The 19788-nt window shown below is 56.4% G+C and carries 16 protein-coding genes; 10 read left to right on the forward strand and 6 right to left on the reverse strand.

The genetic code is table 11. The features are described 5' to 3' along the window. Window positions 1–139: 139 nt before the first annotated feature. From ACJJU9_RS04980 to ACJJU9_RS04995, 4 genes are all read right to left on the reverse strand, one after another. The gene (locus ACJJU9_RS04980) at window positions 140–5176 is read right to left on the reverse strand and encodes a dermonecrotic toxin domain-containing protein (RefSeq protein ID WP_407730189.1); all 5037 of its coding nucleotides are present in this window, start codon (window positions 5174–5176) and stop codon (window positions 140–142) included. A gap of 204 nt (window positions 5177–5380) precedes the next feature. Then, window positions 5381–7000, reverse strand: coding sequence for an FMN-binding glutamate synthase family protein (locus ACJJU9_RS04985; RefSeq protein WP_048367010.1), 1620 nt, complete (start codon window positions 6998–7000; stop codon window positions 5381–5383). Between the two features lie 232 nt (window positions 7001–7232). Continuing rightward, window positions 7233–7829: a thiamine pyrophosphate-dependent enzyme gene (locus ACJJU9_RS04990; RefSeq protein ID WP_153327246.1), complete on the reverse strand. Its 597-nt coding sequence runs from the start codon at window positions 7827–7829 to the stop codon at window positions 7233–7235. Beyond that, window positions 7817–8356 carry a thiamine pyrophosphate-binding protein gene (locus ACJJU9_RS04995; protein ID WP_153327245.1) on the reverse strand — a complete coding sequence of 180 codons (540 nt, stop codon included), beginning with the start codon at window positions 8354–8356 and terminating at the stop codon, window positions 7817–7819. Before ACJJU9_RS04995 ends, ACJJU9_RS04990 begins: the two co-directional genes overlap by 13 nt. Before the next feature lie 350 nt (window positions 8357–8706). Between ACJJU9_RS04995 and ACJJU9_RS05000 the strand changes: the two genes are divergently transcribed. Beyond that, on the forward strand, window positions 8707–9630 hold the full coding sequence (locus ACJJU9_RS05000) for a LysR substrate-binding domain-containing protein (RefSeq protein WP_331368185.1): 924 nt from the start codon (window positions 8707–8709) through the stop codon (window positions 9628–9630). Window positions 9631–9656: 26 nt separating this feature from the next. Here the strand turns inward: ACJJU9_RS05000 and ACJJU9_RS05005 are convergent, their stop codons facing one another. Next, window positions 9657–10445 carry a LuxR C-terminal-related transcriptional regulator gene (locus ACJJU9_RS05005; protein ID WP_048385972.1) on the reverse strand — a complete coding sequence of 263 codons (789 nt, stop codon included), beginning with the start codon at window positions 10443–10445 and terminating at the stop codon, window positions 9657–9659. 102 nt (window positions 10446–10547) lie between these two features. Here ACJJU9_RS05005 and ACJJU9_RS05010 point away from each other — a divergent pair, with 102 nt between their 5' ends. The 8 genes from ACJJU9_RS05010 to ACJJU9_RS05045 all read left to right on the forward strand — a co-directional run bounded on the left by ACJJU9_RS05010 (window position 10548) and on the right by ACJJU9_RS05045 (window position 15665). Next, on the forward strand, window positions 10548–11366 hold the full coding sequence (locus tag ACJJU9_RS05010) for a carbon-nitrogen hydrolase family protein (RefSeq protein ID WP_048367006.1): 819 nt from the start codon (window positions 10548–10550) through the stop codon (window positions 11364–11366). Window positions 11367–11491: 125 nt separating this feature from the next. After that, on the forward strand, window positions 11492–12817 hold the full coding sequence (locus ACJJU9_RS05015; RefSeq protein ID WP_407730190.1) for an APC family permease: 1326 nt from the start codon (window positions 11492–11494) through the stop codon (window positions 12815–12817). Between the two features lie 101 nt (window positions 12818–12918). Beyond that, the gene (locus ACJJU9_RS05020) at window positions 12919–13188 is read left to right on the forward strand and encodes a type B 50S ribosomal protein L31 (RefSeq protein WP_048367004.1); all 270 of its coding nucleotides are present in this window, start codon (window positions 12919–12921) and stop codon (window positions 13186–13188) included. A 164-nt stretch (window positions 13189–13352) separates the two neighbouring features. Further along, on the forward strand, window positions 13353–13631 hold the full coding sequence (locus ACJJU9_RS05025; protein WP_407730191.1) for a type II toxin-antitoxin system RelE/ParE family toxin: 279 nt from the start codon (window positions 13353–13355) through the stop codon (window positions 13629–13631). A gap of 8 nt (window positions 13632–13639) precedes the next feature. Beyond that, entirely contained in the window at window positions 13640–13945 is a 306-nt protein-coding gene (locus ACJJU9_RS05030; protein WP_048367001.1) for a HigA family addiction module antitoxin, read from the forward strand. Between the two features lie 130 nt (window positions 13946–14075). Then, window positions 14076–14480, forward strand: coding sequence for an NUDIX hydrolase (locus tag ACJJU9_RS05035; RefSeq protein WP_407730192.1), 405 nt, complete (start codon window positions 14076–14078; stop codon window positions 14478–14480). 21 nt (window positions 14481–14501) lie between these two features. Further along, window positions 14502–15140, forward strand: coding sequence for a LysE family translocator (locus ACJJU9_RS05040; protein ID WP_048367000.1), 639 nt, complete (start codon window positions 14502–14504; stop codon window positions 15138–15140). Between the two features lie 15 nt (window positions 15141–15155). Beyond that, window positions 15156–15665: a GNAT family N-acetyltransferase gene (locus ACJJU9_RS05045; protein ID WP_048385976.1), complete on the forward strand. Its 510-nt coding sequence runs from the start codon at window positions 15156–15158 to the stop codon at window positions 15663–15665. Window positions 15666–15681: 16 nt separating this feature from the next. Here ACJJU9_RS05045 and metR read toward each other — a convergent pair whose 3' ends face one another. Then, window positions 15682–16599 carry a transcriptional regulator MetR gene (metR, locus tag ACJJU9_RS05050; RefSeq protein ID WP_048385979.1) on the reverse strand — a complete coding sequence of 306 codons (918 nt, stop codon included), beginning with the start codon at window positions 16597–16599 and terminating at the stop codon, window positions 15682–15684. Between the two features lie 318 nt (window positions 16600–16917). Here metR and ACJJU9_RS05055 point away from each other — a divergent pair, with 318 nt between their 5' ends. After that, window positions 16918–19788 carry a Tc toxin subunit A gene (locus ACJJU9_RS05055; protein WP_407730193.1) on the forward strand — a complete coding sequence of 957 codons (2871 nt, stop codon included), beginning with the start codon at window positions 16918–16920 and terminating at the stop codon, window positions 19786–19788.

Raw genomic sequence — 19788 nt, forward strand, 5'->3', positions numbered from 1 at the left:
GCAAATTCTCAGGCAGAAGGTAATAAAGTCTTACGCGATAAACAGAAGTTTCGCGCCGCACATCGGCGGCGCGCAGGGTGAAGCTATTGGGCGATAAATGCAAAGTGCGGTTATTACTGATTGTCACGAAAGCTCGGATTTATTCGTCGAGGATGACCGACGGTTGTTTTTTATCCAGGAGGGTTTGCGTGAGTTTGACCATCACTTCGTCGAGTTCAGCGCGGGCTTTGAGTTGCAACGCGTAGTAATCCTCGTCGAGCATTGGCGCTTTGGTAAATACCTTTTGCTCATCCACCCCCAGCTTTTGCGCCAGTGCTTTCAAGTCATGAGTCAGCGTTTGAAGGGCATCGCTGTCGCCTTCGGCCTGCTTTTCGGCCCATTGTTCCTGCAGATCCTGCAACTGATCGATGTATTTGATGCGCTGTAAGTGCGGCTCACGCTCAGCCTCAATCTCTGCGCCGTAGTGCTCAGTCAGGTAATCCACCCAGGGCTCTTCCTCGAGCATTTTTTTCGGCAGGTAGCCGGGGATTTTTTCCTGGTTAATGACCAGGTTAAAGGCCTCTTCAATTTGCGCGGGAGTGATTTTCGCCAGGGTGCGAAACTTCATATGCGAAGGCTGCCAAGGCAGTTCCAGGCGATCGCCGAGGTCGACCTGATAGATCAATTGCACTTCGAGCGGATCAGGTTTGAGTTCTGCGATCTGTCCTAATGAGAGCCGAGCTTCCTCGCGCGCTGTGTTGTAGGCGCTGGTCTGGAGGTCGATTTGGGTTTGGGCAATGTCATCCAGTTGCAGCAGGCGTGTGCGCCCCTTGATCAACTTCAGCAGTTCGGTCTCTTTGGCGACGCCTTGCAGTAGACCGATCTCATGCAGCAGCACCTTGTAGCCAAATCGGCTGAATACCGTCTGGACGCGGTCAATGCAGGTTTGATGCTCAACCGCGCCGCCAAAAAATTCGTGCCTGAGCGAGGTGTCTTCAGCGGCCGCCGCGATGACACGCCACACCCGTTGGGTTAGTTGTTCGCGTGCAAAGCGGAAGTCCGGTGATTCCGACAGGTCATGAATCACCCTGAAAAAATCCCGATTGCCGGGCTCGGCCTGCACGGCTGACCAGAGTTCGAGTTGGTCCAGGCGTTGCTCGGAATGCTGCGTGTTATCCAGCCAGACGTCTGCCGGATGTGGCTCAGCGCCTCGCGCATGCACGCGCGCTTCAAAGCGCAAGCCCAGTTGTTCTCGGTAAGCCAACACTGCGTCAAGTGTGGCGGCGGGCAGGGGGTTGCCATGAACATAGGTGCTGCGCAAGCGTTCTCGAGACAACTGGAAATAACTCTGCGGTAAAGCTGTCAGGTTGTTCTCGCGAAGATCAAGATTCGTCAGTTCCTGCAGCGTTTCGAGGCCCGAGGGCCATGTGCTGAGGCGGGTGTTTCTGAGGTTCAGTTGCTGCAATTGATTCATGTGGGTGAAGTCGGGCACTTCACCCAGTGGGTTGTTGTTAAGGTCCAGCACGTTCAGTTGTGTCATTTCGCTGAGTTTGCCGGCCTCTTCAACGGACAGGGTAATGCTGTTGCCGCCCAGGTTCAGATGGGTCAATGAGGCCAAGTCGAAAATGCTTGAAGGTATTTCAACCAAGTGCGTTGAGTTCAGTGTGAGTGATGTCAAACCGGAGAATTGCCTCAGAAGTCCATTGATATCGGGTTGCAGGTAAAAGTTCTTGAACTGCAGTTGTTTGACATGGCTGAAGTCTGCGGTGAGCTCGGGGAACGTCCCGAAATGGATTCCTTCAATGTTCAGCGTTTCACCCAATGAAGTTTCAATACCTGCCAGGGGCTGAGTGATTCTTCGTTGCCAGCATTTGATCAACTTGTTGATGACCCGCTGTTTATCTACGGGGTTCACCAGGCGTACATGGTGGCGGCTGATCTGAGCCAGTTCCGGCGGTTTGGCTTTCCAGTTTTCGAGGTCTTTGACCAGCGTCCTAAACTCTGTCTTCAAGGCCTCAAGGCGCTGCAAACCTTCGCGACTGTAGAGGTCTTCAAGCCCCAAAAACTCTTCAACCGCCTCGGCTGTATGGGTTGGGTACAGCTCGGTTATCAGGCTTCTGACTCGCCGCGGGGTTGATCTGAAACAGGCGAACGGTGACCGGGCGCAGCGCGCGGCAGCCGGCTGAGGGAATGAATCGACGGGGCGTCCTCTTGCCAGTCGCATCGGTGAGGGTTCTTGTGTGCGGGGTATTTGCAGTACATCCCGCAGGGCGTTGCGGCTCATGGGCGCGCGCTGCGCCAGCGCTTCCTTGAGGGCCGGGCCCTGGGCCGGATGGGGAAAGCCCAGCGCTCGGCGTTGCGCATCGGGCAGGGCATGCAACACGCTGGCATAGAGGTCATCCAGGCCATGCAGGCTAAGGTGGTTGGCGTCGTAGGTTTGATACTGGCTGCCTTCCTTGACCAGCACTTTACGGATCGGCGCATCGGCTGCGCCCACATGGTCGAGCAACGGGCCTGAAAACTCGCCGTCACGCACTTCGATGCGCACGTCTTTTGACCAGCCCGGCATGTCCGCAAGGCTGTGCAAAAGCAGCTTTTGCGTGTCGGCATTGTTCAGGTATTCAAGGTAAAGGCCTTCAAAGGCCCGGGTCAGGCGCAGCTCCTGAGCGTAAAGGTTGGCTTCCTGGGCAATGCGCACGGGCACCCGTATTTGCTTGTCGAGTGCTTCAAACTCGGCTTGCGTGGCAGAGGCCAGCAACTCATCGACGACCGGGCCGGGGAGGGTGGGGAAGCGCTTGAGCAATTGCCGCGCAGCAGGGGAGTCGGGCATGGGCGGCGACGTGTAGCGCGACGCAAAAAGTTTGTCAGTCCGTTGCCTGGCTCGCCGGGTCAGGCGTTTGTGCAAGGCTTCGGCCTTTTCCGTCAAGCTGCTGCCAATCTCACCCTGCTCAGTACTGAGCCCCACCAGCGCGGTCACTTCTTCGGGAGCCAGGGATTCGAGCACGACTTTCAACATCTCACCTCGGCGCAACTGGCTGTCGAGGACTTGGATGATGGGCAGTTTTTTGGTCAGGTTATTGCCGTACTCGGTGATGGTTTTGCCCTGGATATCAATAAAACGCAGGGTTTTGGTGGGAGGCCACATATCTTCTTCAACCAGCAGTTGGAGCTGAATCTGTGGGTCGGCCGTTCGATCTCCCGCCTGCATCCGCTGGATAAAACGTTGCAGGTCCTGGTCGATGGCCAAGCGTGTGATGCTGTCATTGAGCAGTGCCGGAGGCGGACTTTGGTCGACGTGCACCTGACGCAGTTCAGCGTCGTCAACAGCGCAGGCATGCAGCATCTGTTCAACCGTTTCACTGTCAACGGTGCTCAAGGTGGGGTGCAAGCGCCTGAACAAGGTGTTTTCATCCCAGTCGGCAAGCTCTTCTGCCGCGTGTTTCCAGGCACCATAGTTGTTATGCGACAGTTCGGGCCCGTAGGTTGTTGGCTCCGTTGGATGAAGCAGTCGATACGTCTGTTCGCCGGTTTTTTCGACGCTGTAGTGCTTGTCTTCCAGTTTCAGGTAATAGCGGCTCAGGTGGTAATACAGGCCCTTCGCATCGGGTTTAAGCGCCGGGGGCAGGCTGATGTCATGTTCGAAGGGGGTGATATCGGGTTTCCAAAGCATGGTTTTCCCCTCTTCTTGGCTAAAGACCGCCATTTCCTCAATCAGCGGGACAGGTTTTACCGGCAACGGGCGGGCGAAATCCGAGGCTAATTTGCCGACTGCCGCTGCAGTGGCCAGATTGATCAGCACGCCTTTGGTGTAGGCCCAGGCGAGGTCCTTGTCATCTTGCTCCCAGGCCTCAATGCCGTGGTAAACGTCGTTCATGATCTGCGCTGCAAATACCACGGCCATGACCTCGCCCAGCCCCGGCACAAAGAATGCGGCAACGTTCAGCACGTTCAGGCTGACGTCCAGGTAGTGCTCCAGGCGCTCCAGTAAGGCGATGCGGTTGATGTCATCGGTCGGTACCGCGAGGAACCGAGCATCCGCCATCAATTGCTGGGTCTTGCGGGTATATAAATGCTCAAAAAGATTGCCGGAGACAGGCTGTTGGGTCATGCCCAACGGGTCTCTGCCGCCTTTTGCAAAACGGTTGTTAAAACGTTTGGTCAGTGCAAGTTTCTGTGATTGAGGGGCCAGGTGAATAAAGAACTCACGGTAAGTGGCGTCCTGCAGTTTAATCATCAAGTCGGCGTGGGCGGCTCTTAAGTTGTCGTACTCTTTTAAACAACTGATCGGGTCGCCGGGGATATAAACAATGCAGCGTTGTTCTTGTTCAAGCGGGGCGCCGTGAAAAAGAATCATGGATGAGAACTGCACCTCATCCAGTTTCATATAGTTGCAGGTAATGGGCAGGCTGCCATACAAGGCCCGTTCATCTCCCGCACCAAAGCGCATTAAAGTGGCGTGGGTCTCGGGCTTGATGTGTTTATTCATAAAGGCCACATCGGCCTGCAATAACAGCGTGCTGCGCTCATGGGCGCTAAAAACAGTGGCAATGGCGAGTTTGTCCCGGGCCTGCGGCGGGCTGACAATGGCGGCCAGATGTTCCTGGTAACGTTTGCCGATATCCAGTTCCCGGCATAAATGGGCGAAGGCTACGGGGTCAATCTCAAGCAGTTTTGGCGCCGGGTCGCTGGAGCGCGTGGATTTGTAATCCCAGAGATGTGAGCCCCTCGGAATGCCGCCTGCTTCGGCCTGATCAGGCAAAAAGTTGTGCAGGGCGGCCTGCAAGAGCGTCTGCGTGGCCCGGCTCTCAATCTCCTTTGTGTAGGTATTGAGCGTCGTGAGAGTGATTACGTTTTTTCTGACATCACAGGCAATCCCGAACGCTTTCAGCAAGGCGTCCTGCAACAGGGGTTCGGCAAAGGCCTCGACACTGCTGATGTCGTCCAGGTACTGGCGAAGATTGATCAGGTTAGTACGAGACAGTGCCTGATGTTCGCGAAGACCTTGTTGCTGTTCAGCACTCAGGAGGTTGTAACCGGGCACGGGTGGATAGGCTTGATTGTGCAGGGCTGGAAGCAATGAAGCATGAAAGTTATTGATCGCTGATTGGGCCTTGGCTTTGATCAGGTCGTGATGAATGCCCAGGTCTTTTAAATCAGGCGGTTTTAATGAAGTGTTGGTTAACGGAACAGTCGGCATGAGTAATATCCGCAGTAGGGAAAGTCATGCCAGTCTAGAAACAATGTTGTGGCTATTAATAGGTTAAATAACTGATGGTGAGGGCAGTCAGTTAAACAAGTATTCAAGTTTTGTTGTTAACTATGTAATGCCTTATTGCTTTGCCGTTGTGTTGGGGCTTTTCCCGAACATCAAAACGGATGATGTTCGGGAAGAGGCTTATGCTCACGCAGCGGCGATCACGTCAGGTTCAAAACTGTCCGCTCGGGCCATTTGCCACATGCGCGAGTAAAACTCGCCATTGGCCTCGCCGGTCAGCAGTTCGCCGGGTTTGAGGAACACGTGCAACTGTGAGAACAGCTTGATTTCTGTGCGCGAGATGCGTCGTACCAAATGCTTGGCATTCAGTTGTGCGGGGTGCTCAAGGCCCGCCGCCGCAAGCATTTCGGCCAGCGCTTTGAGGGTGTTGGTGTGGAACTGGAACACCCGCTGAGCTTTGTCGGGCACCACCAGGGCGCGCTGGCGCAGCGGGTCTTGAGTGGCAACGCCAGTCGGGCATTTGTTGGTGTGGCAGCTCTGCGACTGGATGCAGCCAATCGCGAACATAAAGCCCCGTGCCGAGTTGGCCCAGTCCGCGCCAATGGCCAGCACGCTGGCAATATCGTAGGCGCTAACGATTTTGCCGCTGGCCCCGAGCTTGATCTTGTCGCGCAAGTTGAGGCCGACCAGGGTGTTGTGCACAAACAGCAGGCCTTCGCGCATCGGTGCGCCGATGTGGTCGGTGAACTCTACGGGGGCGGCGCCGGTACCGCCTTCCTTGCCGTCAATCACGATGAAGTCAGGCAGGATGCCGGTTTCGAGCATGGCCTTGCAGATCCCCATGAACTCCCACGGGTGGCCCAGGCAGAACTTGAAGCCCACCGGTTTGCCGCCCGACAACTCACGCAGTTGCGCGATGAAGTGCATCATTTCGATGGGCGTTGAAAAAGCGCTGTGGCGTGACGGCGAGATGCAGTCTTCGCCCATGGGCACGCCACGGGTTTCGGCAATTTCCGGGGTGACCTTGTGCTTGGGCAAAATGCCGCCGTGGCCCGGTTTGGCGCCTTGACTCATTTTGATTTCGATCATGCGCACTTGCGGGGTTTGCGCCTGGGCGGCAAAGCGCTCCGGGTCGAAGCGGCCATCCGAAGTGCGGCAGCCAAAGTAGCCGCTGCCCAGTTCCCAAGTCAGGTCGCCGCCGTTTTCGCGGTGGTAAGCGCTGATGCTGCCTTCGCCGGTGTCATGGGCAAAGTTGCCGAGTTTGGCGCCTTTGTTCAGGGCGCGAATCGCATTGGCGCTCAACGAGCCAAAGCTCATGGCCGAGATATTAAAAATCGAGGCTGAATACGGCTGGGTGCACTGCGGGCCGCCGATGGTGATGCGAAAGCTGCTGGGGTCGGTCAATGGCGCGGGGCGCATGGAGTGGCCGATAAATTCAAAGCCCGGTTCGTACACATCAATCAGCGTGCCGAACGGTTTGTCAGCCGTTTCATTCTTGGCCCGCGAATACACCAACGAGCGCTGCGCCCGTGAAAAGGGCAGCGCGTCACTGTCGGACTCCAGCAGGTACTGACGGATTTCCGGGCGAATGGCTTCAACCAGATAACGAATATTGCCCAGAATCGGGTAGTTGCGGCGCACCGCGTGGGGCCCCTGGAGCAAATCGAAAATGCCCAGCAGGCTCAGGGCCAACGTCACCGCAGTGAAGGGCCACAGCCATTCGTGATGCATAAAAGGAAGGCTGGCGAGGGTGAAAATGACACAGAAGGCAAAGAAGGCGTAACGGCTTAGTAACGACAGGCTCATACGGTTTTCCTTGGATTTGACGCTCAGGTCGGTCAGGCATTCTGCGCCTGTCGGTAAAGCCCGGACAAGGACTAAGGGCTCTGCGGCCGGGCTGAAGAGCCCTGAGCTTAGTCTGTCCGGGGTGTGCCATGCGCCTGTTGTGCCAGCGAAAAAATCGTAAACAGCCTCTGGATTGCCTCAACGTGCCGCCCATGACAACTGCCCTGCGCGTCCGGGTTGCTGCATGCAAGGGTCAGATCGGCTTGAAGCCTAGCGCCGCACGAAAGCGATTTTTGATGTAGTGGCCATCACGCGGTGGCAGCACGCGTGGCGGGTTTTCAGCTTTGATCTTGATGGTCGCCAGTTTGATGCCGTCGCGCGTGGCGACACGCTCGCGCAGGTTGTGCACGCCTTGCATGTCACGGATTTCATTGGTCCAGCTGAAGCCGCAGGTCTTCGCGACCTGGTCCAGGGCAATACCAAAACCCGCATGACTGACCTGCATGCCGGTTTCGCCAAAGTGGCCGTTATCGAGCACCGCAATGGTCAAGTTGGCGGGTTTCTGAAGGGCGGCGGTGGCCAGGGCGCCGAAGCCCATCAGCAATTCACCATCACCCGTGACGACCACCACCGACTTGTCAGGCTGAGCATTGGCCAGGCCCAGGCCAACGGTGATGGCACTGCCCATCGCCGCCCACAGGTAATAATTCAGATCATGGTCGCCTGCGGCCATGACGTCATAAGCCGCTGAGCCCAGGCCGGTGACGACCAAAAGGTCCTTGCGGTCGGCCAACAGGTTTTTAACGACCTCGCGGCGGCACAGCGTGTGGTTTGCGCTTACTTGACCCATTTCTTTTCTCCAATCAGGCGTTGACCAAGCAGCAGAGCCGTCGCGCTATCACCGTTGAATGCCATGGTTGCGGCACCGTGAAGCAGTGGCGCGACGTCTTGCGGGACGTCCGCGCGCCAGGTCATGACGTTCATCAGCTTCAGCGAAGCTTCGGTGGCCTGGCCCATAGGGTTCTGCCACGCGTTGAATTCAGCCCAGTCGCCGCGCAGGGTGACGACCATCAACAGCGGGAAACCGGCGCACACTTGAAGCGCCAGTGTATTGATGCAGTTTCCGACGCCACTGGACTGCATCAAGAGCGCGCCGCGCTCCCCTCCCAGCCAGGCGCCAGCGAGGTAGCCGATGCCTTCTTCTTCAGTAGTAAGCACGACGGCCTTGATGTCGGGGTCTGCATAAGCCATGCGGATGGCGGCTGAATGCCCCGCATCCGGGACGAAGACCACGTGTTTGACGTTGTGGGCCTTGAGCACGCGAAAGACTTCTTCCTGCCACTCTTGCCCCACGGTGTGTTCTGCTTCTGTTGACATACCCATCTCCCGAGCAGTGCTGTTTTTGTGTTTTCAGCCATTCTGGGAGTGCTGGAACCTAACGGCGACTACCGTTTTTGTCTTTGAGATATGCCCGTTTTGTATCGTTGGTCGCCGTCTGTGTGGTTTGCCGGGCCCACACGGTAGTCTCCACAGGCGCAAGGTCTAACTGATAGGCCGAAATGCTATAGCTTGCCCTCAGCCCCCTGAGAGCCTTGGTTCAGAGCCTGCCCGCACGTCTTGAGGGCCAATGCACCGGCGGCCTGGCGCCTTCCCCCTGGCAGCATTGCGGGTACACTGAGGCGTCTTCGCCGCATGTCGCGCCGAGCCTGAATTTGACTGGCCTGGTAATGGATGTCGTTCAACTCAAGACCCTGATTCATGTTGCCGAGCTGGGTAGCCTTAGCAAGGCCTCTGACCGGCTTCACATCGCACAGCCGGCGCTCAGCCGACAAATTCGGTTGCTGGAAAAAGAACTCGGCACTTATTTGTTTGATCGGCACGGGCGGGGAATGGAAATCACCGATGCTGGCCGCGAAGTGTTGGCGCATGCCACTCGAATCATGGAGGAAATGGAGTCAATACGAAGTTCGGTTGCCGGTGGGAAGTCTTCTTTTCGGGGCACCGTCATCATCGGCACTACGCCGACGGTCGCGGAAATTGCCACGGTCCCGTTGGTTCGAAAAGTCAAAGAACAACATCCAGATCTCGGTATCAGGTTTTCGTCTGCCTACAGCGGTCACCTGCTCGATTGGGTGCAACGTGGGGAGTTGGAACTGGCGATTTCTTATGACCCGCAACCCCTGCATACGCTGCGGATCATGCCGGTGATGATGGAAAACCTGCTATTGGTGGGCCCCGCCAGCGCCAATCTGCGCATGGATACGCCTGTGTCATTCCAGACTCTGGGAGGGCAACCATTGGTGTTGCCCAGCGCCCGGCACAGTCTTCGCGTCATTCTGGACACCTGTGCGCGTGAAGTCGGCATCAAGCTAAAAACGAGCGTTGAAGCTGACTCGTTTGGCGCGATGATCGATCTGGTCCGCCATGGCTTTGGTTTGACCGCTTTGCCATTAGCTTCGATTCACGCACAGATCGAGTCTGGCGTGCTCAGTGCCGCACCTTTGGTTGACCCTGTCCCCATGCGTAAATTGGTCCAGGTCTTCCCCGCAGACAGGCGCGTCAGCCCGGCTGCAAAATGGGTAGGCGATACGTTTATCGAGATTGCCGCCGACCTGGTAAGCCGCAACATATGGGCAGGGCACATGCTCTGAACCACTTGATTGGCTGATCCCGTCATTCAAGAGACGGGATGGGGAGCGCCCTGGTCCTTTTGAGCCTGCAAAAAGATCGAGAACAGCTCTGATTGCGACTTGATGCCCAGCTTGCGGTAGATGTGTTTCTTGTGAACTTTGACGGTTTCTACCGAGATATCCAGCTTGCGGGCGATCTCTTTGCTGGAGCAGCCGCTGAGCATCAAGCGGCCTACGTCCAGTTCGCGGGCGGTCAGGTGCGTGCCCCATTCGTCGTTGAGCTCTGGCGGCTCGGGAGTACTCACTTGCTTGAGTTCGTAGGGCAGACGCTGGCGCAGCAGGCTCAGCACCCAGGGCTGGATCAGCGACAGCAGGGCGATCTGTTCGCGGTCAAAACGCTGACGCGAGCCCAATGACAGGCACAAGGTACGGCCGTCGGGCTGGTGGCTGTTGAACTGGATTTCATCGGCCACCACGTTCAGGCGAAAGTAGCGCTGGTAGTACTCGGTGAGTTCGAAATGCTCCGGCGCCACTTCGGCCAGGCGCAGCAGGCCGGTGCGCGAGTGTTCGCGGCTGGCAATATAGAACGGGTCAAGCAGGTACAGGCCGTTGAGGTAGTCCTGAAACAACTGGTCCGGGCTGCCGTCCTGCCCCGGACACTCGGCGAACACCAGCGGTTTGTGCTCACTGCTGAACAGCAGCACCACCCAACTGTCAAACGGCACATAGTGCTCCAGCAGACGTACGAGTTGAGTCCAAAAGTTGGTCTGGTCCAGAGCGTCTATCATTTGCCCAACTGAACGGTGCCAGGCGATGTCTTCAAGTGACATGGTCATCAATCTACCCCTATCGGGTTACCCCCGCCGCGTGATTCCCTGGCAGGTTGTGGCTAAGCATACTGCGCCAACGAGAACACTTACAAAAGAACGGGAATACCCATGAAGGTCGAATTTGCTCAATTGGCAGGCCGTGACAACGGCACCGCCTACAACCTTGAACGGGCCCTTGCGTCCATTGCAGCGTGCGCGGCTGACACACAGTTGATCGTGTTCCCGGAAACGCACCTGATGGGTTTCCCCTCTGCCGAAACAGTTGCAGCGGTTGCCGAATCGATCGACGGCCCGACTGTGCAGGCCATTATTCAGGCCGCCAAAGCGCGCAATATTGCCGTGGTCATCGGCATGGCCGAAAACGACGACGGCAAATTCTACAACACCACGCTGATGATCACCCCCGAAGGCGTGGCCTTGCGTTATCGCAAGACCCACCTGTGGGCTTCGGACCGTGGCGTATTCAACGCTGGCGACCGCTACAGCACCTGCGTGTGGAACGGCGTGCGCGTCGGCCTGCTGATCTGCTACGACATCGAGTTCCCGGAGAGCGCCCGTGCACTGGCGCAACTGGGCACCGAACTGCTCATCGTCACCAACGGCAACATGGACCCGTACGGTCCGACGCACCGCACCTCAATCATGGCCCGCGCCCAGGAAAACCAGGCGTTCGCGCTGATGGTCAACCGGGTGGAAGAGGGCGATGGCGGGCTGCTGTTTGCGGGCGGCAGCGCCTTGGTGGACCCATTCGGCACGCTGCTGTTTGAAGCAGGGCGTGAAGAAGGCCAATTCCGCGTAGAGCTGGATCTGGCGCAATTGAAAGCGGCTCGCAAGGACTACCGCTACCTGGACGACCAGCGCTTGAAATTACCGGGTGAGGTAATCGAGCGCGCTGACGGGACACGGGAGCTGTTGATCCCTGCGTAATTGGGACGCGGAGCGTCCAAGGCGACATTCCTGCGCTGTGCGCGGGAATGCTCGACCATAAAAAAAATCAGCTTCACCGACTTTCAGTTCTGCCATAAAACCAATAATCGCGCGGAGATTCACCCATGGCTCGTTTGCAACGCACCCTGTCGCTAGGGTCGGTGGTGCTGTTTGGCATCGCCTATATGACACCGATCATCGTGCTCGGCACGTTCGGCATTCTGGCGCAATCCACCGGCGGCATGGTGCCGGCCGCGTACCTGGCCGCCCTGGTGGCGATGTTCTTCACCGCCATGAGTTACGGGCGTATGGCTTCGGCCTTTCCGGTGGCCGGTTCCGCTTACACCTTCGTGCGCAAGGCCATCAGCCCCAAGCTCGGCTTTATCGCCGGTTGGGCGGTGCTGCTCGACTACCTGTTCTTGCCCATGGCCATCTGGCTGATTGGTGCTGCGTACCTGCACTCGGCGTTCCCTGCGGTGCCGCAGTGGATTTGGGTCTTGGCCTTTATTGGCATCACCAGCCTGATCAACATCGTCGGCCTCAAGCTGGCCAACGGTGTCAACGCCTTGTTGATGCTGGTGCAAGCACTGGTGCTGATCGCGTTTGTGGCGTTGTGTGTGCATTACATCGGCGGTGACGCCAGCAAGCCGTTGTGGACCATCGAACCGTTCTTCAATGGCCAGATGCAAATGCCGTTGATCATGAGCGGTGCAGCCATCGCCTGCTATTCGTTCCTGGGCTTTGATGCGGTGAGTACCCTCACTGAAGAAACCCGCGACGCACGTCGCACCATTCCACGGGCAATCATGCTGATCACCTTGATCGGCGGGCTGATCTTTGTTGGCGTGTCGTACTTCGTGCAGATCGCTCACCCGTCGTTCCAGTTCGCGGACGTCGATTCGGCGGCCTACGAGATCGCCCGCAACATTGGTGGTGACCTGTTTGTGTCGGTCTTCATGATTGGTTTGATCGTCGGCCAATTTGCCTCGGGCCTGTCGGCTCAGGCCAGTGGCTCGCGCCTGCTGTTTGCGATGGGCCGTGACGGTGTATTGCCCAAGTCGTTCTTCGGCACCCTGCACGCCAAATACGGCACGCCGGTAAACAGCATTCTGCTGTGTGCTGTGGTTGCTTTGCTGGCGCTGAAACTGGACGTGACCACCTCGACGTCGTTCATCAACTTCGGCGCGTTCCTGGCGTTCACCCTGGTGAACCTGTCGGTGATCTTCCACTACTGGATCGGCGGAAAAAACCGTGGCCTGCGTGAAGTTGTGCTGTTTCTGGTGTTCCCGACCATCGGCCTGCTGGCAGACCTGTGGCTGATGATCAGCCTTGACCACCTGGCCATCTACCTGGGCCTGACCTGGCTGGTGATTGGCTGTATCTACCTGGGCTTCCTGACCCGTGGCTTCACCAAACAACCGCCGGAAATGGACTTCCAGGAAGCGTCCTGATAAGCCTTGGGTCTAACCTTATTGCAATCGGTTCTCGTTTGGGTGTTTTTCTTGTGTTACTGTATAACACATCAAAAACACCCAGACGCCCCGGAGGCTTTATGAGACCTGGTATCCATCCCGACTACCGCACCGTACTGTTTCACGACACCGCCGCTGACGTTTTCTTTCTGATTGGCTCTACGGTCGACACCGATCGCAGCCACACCCACAGCGACGGCAACACCTACCCTTACGTAGCCCTTGACGTGTCCAGCGCTTCCCACCCGGTATACACCGGCCAGCAGCGCAAGACCCAGTCCGAAGGCCGGATCGCCGGGTTCAACAAACGCTTCGCCACCTTTGGCTCAGGCAAAAAAGCCGAAGCGTAATCAGGCCAGCTGATTGACCTCAGGGCCGCTTCAGATAATGAGGCGGCCCTTTTTTATGGCTGCTATTTATGTGGGCCGTCTGTCGCTGGTCGACTTTTCGTACATCGGGTGTTGAGGGATTAAGAGTACAGTGATTATTAACGAATAACGTTAAGCGTTAAATTATGATAAAAAGCTTCAGATGCGCAGACACCAGAATCTTTTTTGAGACCGGCCGAACCCGACGGTGGGTCGCAATAGCTTCGGTGGTTGAGCGAAAACTGACCATGCTGGACGCTGCCCTTGAACTCGCCGATTTGCGCTCGCCACCTGGAAACAGGTTAGAGCCACTGTATGGGGATAGAGAAGGCCAATACAGTATTCGAATCAACGGTCAGTATCGGATCTGTTTTTTTTGGGGCCCCAACGGCGCGGAAAATGTCGAAATTGTGGACTACCACTGAGGTGAATCATGTTTAAAAACGGCATGCGGCCCATACATCCCGGAGAGATTCTCAAGGAGGAGTATCTGGATCCGCTTGGCCTGACAGCCGCTGCACTGGCACGAGCCTTACGGGTTTCTGCACCGACAGTGAATGAAATTGTATTGATGCGTCGTGGCATTAGCGCGGATGTGGCGTTGCGCTTGGCTATCGCCTTGGACACGTCGGCGCAATTTTGGCTGAATCTGCAAACAGCTTACGACCTGCGCACCGCTGAAATTGCAAAAGGAGCGCAGATTGAAAGAGAGGTCGAGAAAGTAGTCCATTGCGCCTGACGAAAACAACACTGCAATCATTCAGGGAGCGGTCCAGTGTGTTGACTACAGCGCTCGACAATGCATTGGTTGTGGTCGACTTGAGACTCGTGTGATCCTTGCCGCCTTTGTGTTCAAGGCGTCTTTTTTCATGTCCAAAACCATCCGTATTGCTGCTGCTTTGTTGATCGAGCCCAATGGCCAGACCCTGCTCGTACGCAAGCGTGGCACACAGGCTTTCATGCAACCCGGCGGCAAGATTGATGCAGGCGAGCAGCCTGCCGAGGCCTTGGCCCGTGAGCTGCACGAGGAGCTTGGCCTGATCATTGAGCCCTCGGACGCCGTGTACCTGGGTAACTTTTCGGCGCCTGCGGTCAACGAGCCGGGATATACCGTGGAGGCCGATTTGTTCCAGGTCACCATCGACGAGCCGGTCAGCCCGGCCGCCGAGATTGAAGAGGTGCGCTGGATTGATCCGGCAACCGATGGCGACCTGATTCTGGCACCCTTGACACGTGACTTGATCCTGCCGTTTTATCGCCAATCGATGGCCTGATATCACACCCAAGGACTGCCCATGATTCCTGCTCATGACCTGCTGATTTTTGCTGCGGCCTGTTTGCTGATGGTGCTGACGCCAGGGCCGAACATGATTTACCTGATTTCACGTTCGATCTGTCAGGGGCGTAAAGCAGGGATCACTTCTCTGGTCGGGGTAGTGGCCGGTTTCTTCGTGCATATGTTTGCTGCGGCAGCGGGGCTGACAGCCGTTTTTCTGGCCGTGCCGATGGCTTATGAAGCGTTGAAATGGGCAGGCGCGCTGTACCTGTTGTGGATGGCCTGGCAAGCCTTGAAACCTGGTGCGCGCTCGCCGTTCGAAGCGCGTGACCTGGCGCCGGACTCAACACCAAAGCTGATGCTGATGGGGTTTATGACCAGTGTGCTGAACCCCAAGGTGGCGATGTTTTACCTCTCGATATTCCCGCAATTCATCACCCCTGAGCATGGCTCTGTGTTTATCCAGAGCCTGGTGCTGGGCTTTACTCAAATCACGGTCAGCTTCAGCGTTAACCTGCTGATCGCTTTGTTCGCTTCCGGTATCGCCGTGTGGTTTGCGCGCAACCCCACGTGGCTGATCGCGCAACGTTTTGTGATGGGTTTTGTATTGGCGGGGCTGGCGATCAGGCTGCTGTTGGAACAACGTAAAACCGTTTGATTGGGACCCACCGTAATGGCTATTGAACTGCTTGATCCCTCCTACGCCAAGGCTTATCGCCAGTTGATGCTGGAGGCGTACTCGCTGCACCCAGAGGCCTTTGTGTCTGGTATTGCTGACCGTGAGAAATTGCCGCTGAGCTGGTGGGAAGGGCAATTGGATGACGAGTTAAGCGCCCTGTTTGGTGCTTTTATTGACGCGCAACTGGTGGGTATTGTCGGGTTGGCATTTGAGCCCTGGGAAGATGCGCAGCACAAGGCCACGTTGTTTGGTCTGTACGTACCCCACGCCTTTCGCGGCCAGGGGGTGGGCGAGCAACTGGTGCAGGCCGTGCTGTCGCTGGCCGAACAAGAACCAGATATCAAAGTGGTTGAACTGACCGTGAGTGCCAACAGCGCGGCGGCGCTGGCGCTGTATCGGCGTTGCGGGTTTGAGCAATCGGGGCTGGAAGACAGCGCGATTCGGGTTGGCGAAGACTATTACGACCGCGTGCATATGCGGCGTCTGACGACGCCGGAGGAATAACGGCAGGAGCGGTGCTTTATTTCACCGCGCTTACGCCATCCAGCGTTGAGAACGACGTGTCTTTTGCGGTCAGCAAGAAGTCGCGCATGTAGGGCGCATCCAGCATGTCGGTGCGCACGGCGGCATACAGCGTGGCGAACAAGCCTTTCTCACCCAGGCGCTTGGCCTGCACATAGCCCCGTGAGCTGTATTCATGCAGCGCCCAATGCGGCATCCCGCACACGCCACGGCCACTGGCCACCAATTGCATCATCATCACCGTCAGTTCAGAAGTCCGTACGTGTGCCGGTTCAATATCCGCAGGCTCCAGGAAGCGGGTGAAGATGTCGAGGCGGTCACGCTCCACCGGGTAGGTGATGAGGATTTCTGTGCTCAGGTCTTCAGGCACGATAAACGGTTTGCTGGCCAGCGGATGTTGGTTGGCCACCGCCAACATGGCTTCGTAGGTAAACAGCGGCACGTAAGTCAGCCCGGCGATTTCTTGCGGGTCTGACGTCACCACCAGGTCCAGATCACCCCTTGCCAACGCTGGCAGAGGCGCGAAAGCAAAGCCCGACGCCAGGTCGAGTTCAACTTCAGGCCAGGCATCGCGGAACTGGTCGATGGTGGGCATCAGCCACTGGAAGCAACTGTGGCATTCAATCGCCATGTGCAAGCGCCCGGCGGTGCCGCCCACCAGCCGCGTGATATCGCGTTCAGCCGCACGCAGCAATGGCAGCATGGCGTCAGCCAGTTGCAGCAGGCGCAACCCGCCGCTGGTGAACCGCACGGGTTTGGTCTTGCGCACAAAGAGCGGCATGCCCATGCGCTCTTCCAATTCTTTGAATTGATGAGACAGCGCAGATTGAGTCAGGTGCAAGCGCTCGGCCGCTTCAACCAGGCTGTCGGACTCGCGTAAAGCGTGCAGGGTTTTAAGGTGACGAATTTCCAGCACGGTGACTCCATGAGTAAACTTGATGATCAACACGAAAGCGTTGAGTTTGTCTCATGTTGCCGTGGGTGTCGATAAGACGCATGACTGACGGGGTGGAGCGGCATGCCGATCGGGTCCCCACTAGCGCTCGTTCACCTTCCCCATGGTTTCTGATAAGTGGTAGGCCGGACTGTCATTTCTTACAGTAGGCAAGCCCCTTTGTGCATTGCTTAATCACTCTCAGCAGAGCCTGTCTCCGATTTATGTGCTGCCACCTCCACGAACAGCAGAGGTAAAGCCTACGGGGGTTAATTAAGCCGCCAATTGGGAATGTTAGTGATGGTTGGGAAAAAGTCGTCCGAAAAGCCCACTACAAAAAAAGACACAGACAAACAGTCAGCTAACAAGGCAAAGAAGGCCACAAGCACGCCGCAAAAGTCTAAAAAAATTAAGACAAACGACACTGTCCAAGCGGCGCCCATTCCGGAACGCAGTGCTGTGGCTCGTGACGCGTTGCAAGCGTTCAACCAACAACTCACCCGGCTAGGTTTTACCTCCGTGTTTGAGGTGGTTCGTCGTGGTCGCACCCAGGTTGTTGCTCACTTGCTGCAACAACCCGCGCTGGGGTTGCAACATCACCAAGCAGTAGATTTTTATGAGCAAGCGCAAACCCGGGCGGCCTCTCTGACGCGGCTCTATGCTCAATTGTGCGCGCGGAGCGAGCCTGCCATGCGAGGCTTGAGCAAGTTGGGAGTGCATTACAACCGTACCTTGATGCAGCGTTCACTCGGTGGTGGCGGCAATTATGAAGATTGGTTCAAGCCGGCCAATGGCACTGAGTTTGCTCACCCTGACTCGGTAGGTTCGTTGTTTTCCCCGGCCAGTTATCTGACCGATCTGTATCGTGCCGCCAAGCCGCTGCACCCTGTTGCGCATGGCCTGCAGTTAGATAATCGGCGCCCTGATCTGGGCTCGCTGACCCTGAACGACGCCAATTTGCATGAAGAAATCTCGACGCTGGCTCTGACCCTGGAAGTGCTCGATGCCGGTGTCGAAGGTGATGCTGACGAATTACTGCGTACGACGGTTTATCCGATGAATCTGCCTTATAACCATACCAGCGAAAGAATTTTTCAGGGGCTGGCAGCCCGTAAAAATAGCCCCGTGGATATTTGGTCGGTATTGGGGGATTTCGAGGGCGCGGCGTTAAACCGGGATCTTGAACTGTTGAGCTGGGCAACGAGAATGCCTGTTGCTTATGCGCGTGATGCGTTGGGAATGTCCCCGGAGTTAGTCAACATACTGACTGAACAGCGCAATACATCTGACGCAAGTGTGGCCAGATACTTTGGTCACTCTAGTCTTACCAAAATGAATTTGGCACCGGTTTTTCAAAAGGCTCTCAAACTGCCTGAAGACACTATTTTAGAGGTATTAGGGGCGGGGCCTTATTATGAGAATGAGACCACGCTGCTCTTGGAAAGTGACCTTGAACAACGATGTGACCCGATAACGATCATGGTGAGTAAGCAGGTCGTTATTGTCCCACCTCAAACCTACGGTGCACGCTATATCAATGGCTGGGACGACGGTGATCGGGACGCAGCCAAACCCTTCTATTGGTACGTCGGCGCAGCGCTCGGTCAGGAAGTACCAGCGCCAATAAACAGCCCCTTAAACAGTGGTTTGTACAACCGTAATGGCCGTGCTTTCGAACGTCTCAATCGCCTGATTCGGCTGCAGCAACATGTGAAGGTATTGTCGTTCGCAGAACTGGACTGGCTGATCAGTCAGGCCAACGAAGATATAACGGCTCACCCACTGACGCAGACGCTGCAGGCACTGGCAGTCTATATGCCACTGCGCAAGCGGTATGGCATGACGGTTAATGGCTTTGCCGCCTGCCTGGGTGTGATCAACACCTTCCATGCCACGGGCACGTTATCGTTTTATCGTTCCCTGTTTGGTCAGGCTGACTTGATCGGGAAAATCAATATTTCCTTCAGTGGTACGTCTAAAACGCCAGACGCCACCTCTATGAAGGTGCGCGCAGCGCTGTGCCAAGGCCTGCAGATTGATGACGGTACGCTTGTTTTGCTGGCGGGTTACTTGCCAGGTATTACCGGGGCGGTATTACCAGTGCTGCAGTTAGAACACATCTCAGCGCTGTATCGGCTGGTTGCGATTCCACGACTATTTGGTCTGAGTGTGCTCGAGGCTTTGTATCTTTGGGACTTAATGGGCAGCCCCAATGCTATTGCTAAAGCGCTGGCTCAACCAAGGCCTGGCGCCGTTGCTCTCGGTGTCTTGATCCGCACGGGTTATTTGGTCGATTGGATGAGTGCGGAGCAATTGGAGCCCGCGTCATTGGTCGCGATGACAAGTAATCGCTATCCGGTGCAGCTCACTCATGAACTGAAATCCTTTATCGATAATATTTACAGCACGCTGACTGGTCGTGAAGTGGTCACTCCTGAGCGACGGTTTACAGAGGACGCGTCAATAAAGGCTCAACTGGCGCGCCATTTCGCAGCAGAGTTTGGCTTGAAGCCCAATGTCACAGCGACCCTGCTGATGTGGGTCGACGCCGTCGCCGGGATGATGAACCCAAATTTGTTGGAATATGACCTATTAAGTTTTTGGGCTGATATCCAGGCATTTTGCCAAGACAGTAAATTCAGTACTGACAAAATAGTTCAGTACGCCTGTTTGGCGAGGCAGTTCGCCCAAGTCTGCTATTGGGCTCAGTTGGGCGAGCAGGACTTGGCGCTGCTGATGCCCAGCGTTGAGCCGGTCAGGCCTTCGGTGCTGACAGGCCAAGACACGATGCCCACGTTAACGCTGAGTTTTCTGCTGCTGTTGTCGCGCTATCGTCGCTGGCAACTGCAATTGATTCGTCCGGTGGCCGAAGCGCGTGAATTCCTGAAGCGCGCGGCCGAGAGGGACCCGGATTTAACGGTCGACGGCGCCGCGCAATTGCTCAGTGACCTGCACGGTTGGCAACTGGCACAAACCAGGGCTCTGATGGGCGAACACATTCCGCGCAGTTTTGCAGCGTTATTGCCCTTGCTGCGTCGTATGCAATTGAGCACAAAACTCAATGTATCGCCCACCAATCTTTCCCTGATTGAGACATTGACTGGCTCAGGCACATCACAGCCAACCCTTGAACACATTGCCGACTTGATCATCGCTGCAGCGCATGGTTAA

It is taken from the genome of Pseudomonas helleri, assembly GCF_045830615.1.
GTDB lineage: Bacteria > Pseudomonadota > Gammaproteobacteria > Pseudomonadales > Pseudomonadaceae > Aquipseudomonas > Aquipseudomonas helleri.

What these genes read in the sequence shown, in the direction of transcription:
- ACJJU9_RS04995 (WP_153327245.1), bottom strand. Translation starts at nt 8,356, where the DNA reads ATGTCAACAGAAGCAGAACACACCGTGGGGCAAGAGTGGCAGGAAGAA.
- ACJJU9_RS05015 (WP_407730190.1), top strand. Translation starts at nt 11,492, where the DNA reads ATGGCTCGTTTGCAACGCACCCTGTCGCTAGGGTCGGTGGTGCTGTTT.
- ACJJU9_RS04980 (WP_407730189.1), bottom strand. Translation starts at nt 5,176, where the DNA reads ATGCCGACTGTTCCGTTAACCAACACTTCATTAAAACCGCCTGATTTA.
- ACJJU9_RS05040 (WP_048367000.1), top strand. Translation starts at nt 14,502, where the DNA reads ATGATTCCTGCTCATGACCTGCTGATTTTTGCTGCGGCCTGTTTGCTG.
- ACJJU9_RS05045 (WP_048385976.1), top strand. Translation starts at nt 15,156, where the DNA reads ATGGCTATTGAACTGCTTGATCCCTCCTACGCCAAGGCTTATCGCCAG.
- ACJJU9_RS04990 (WP_153327246.1), bottom strand. Translation starts at nt 7,829, where the DNA reads ATGGGTCAAGTAAGCGCAAACCACACGCTGTGCCGCCGCGAGGTCGTT.
- ACJJU9_RS05010 (WP_048367006.1), top strand. Translation starts at nt 10,548, where the DNA reads ATGAAGGTCGAATTTGCTCAATTGGCAGGCCGTGACAACGGCACCGCC.
- ACJJU9_RS05020 (WP_048367004.1), top strand. Translation starts at nt 12,919, where the DNA reads ATGAGACCTGGTATCCATCCCGACTACCGCACCGTACTGTTTCACGAC.
- ACJJU9_RS05055 (WP_407730193.1), top strand. Translation starts at nt 16,918, where the DNA reads ATGGTTGGGAAAAAGTCGTCCGAAAAGCCCACTACAAAAAAAGACACA.
- ACJJU9_RS05005 (WP_048385972.1), bottom strand. Translation starts at nt 10,445, where the DNA reads ATGACCATGTCACTTGAAGACATCGCCTGGCACCGTTCAGTTGGGCAA.
- ACJJU9_RS05000 (WP_331368185.1), top strand. Translation starts at nt 8,707, where the DNA reads ATGGATGTCGTTCAACTCAAGACCCTGATTCATGTTGCCGAGCTGGGT.
- ACJJU9_RS05030 (WP_048367001.1), top strand. Translation starts at nt 13,640, where the DNA reads ATGTTTAAAAACGGCATGCGGCCCATACATCCCGGAGAGATTCTCAAG.
- ACJJU9_RS05035 (WP_407730192.1), top strand. Translation starts at nt 14,076, where the DNA reads ATGTCCAAAACCATCCGTATTGCTGCTGCTTTGTTGATCGAGCCCAAT.
- ACJJU9_RS04985 (WP_048367010.1), bottom strand. Translation starts at nt 7,000, where the DNA reads ATGAGCCTGTCGTTACTAAGCCGTTACGCCTTCTTTGCCTTCTGTGTC.
- ACJJU9_RS05025 (WP_407730191.1), top strand. Translation starts at nt 13,353, where the DNA reads ATGATAAAAAGCTTCAGATGCGCAGACACCAGAATCTTTTTTGAGACC.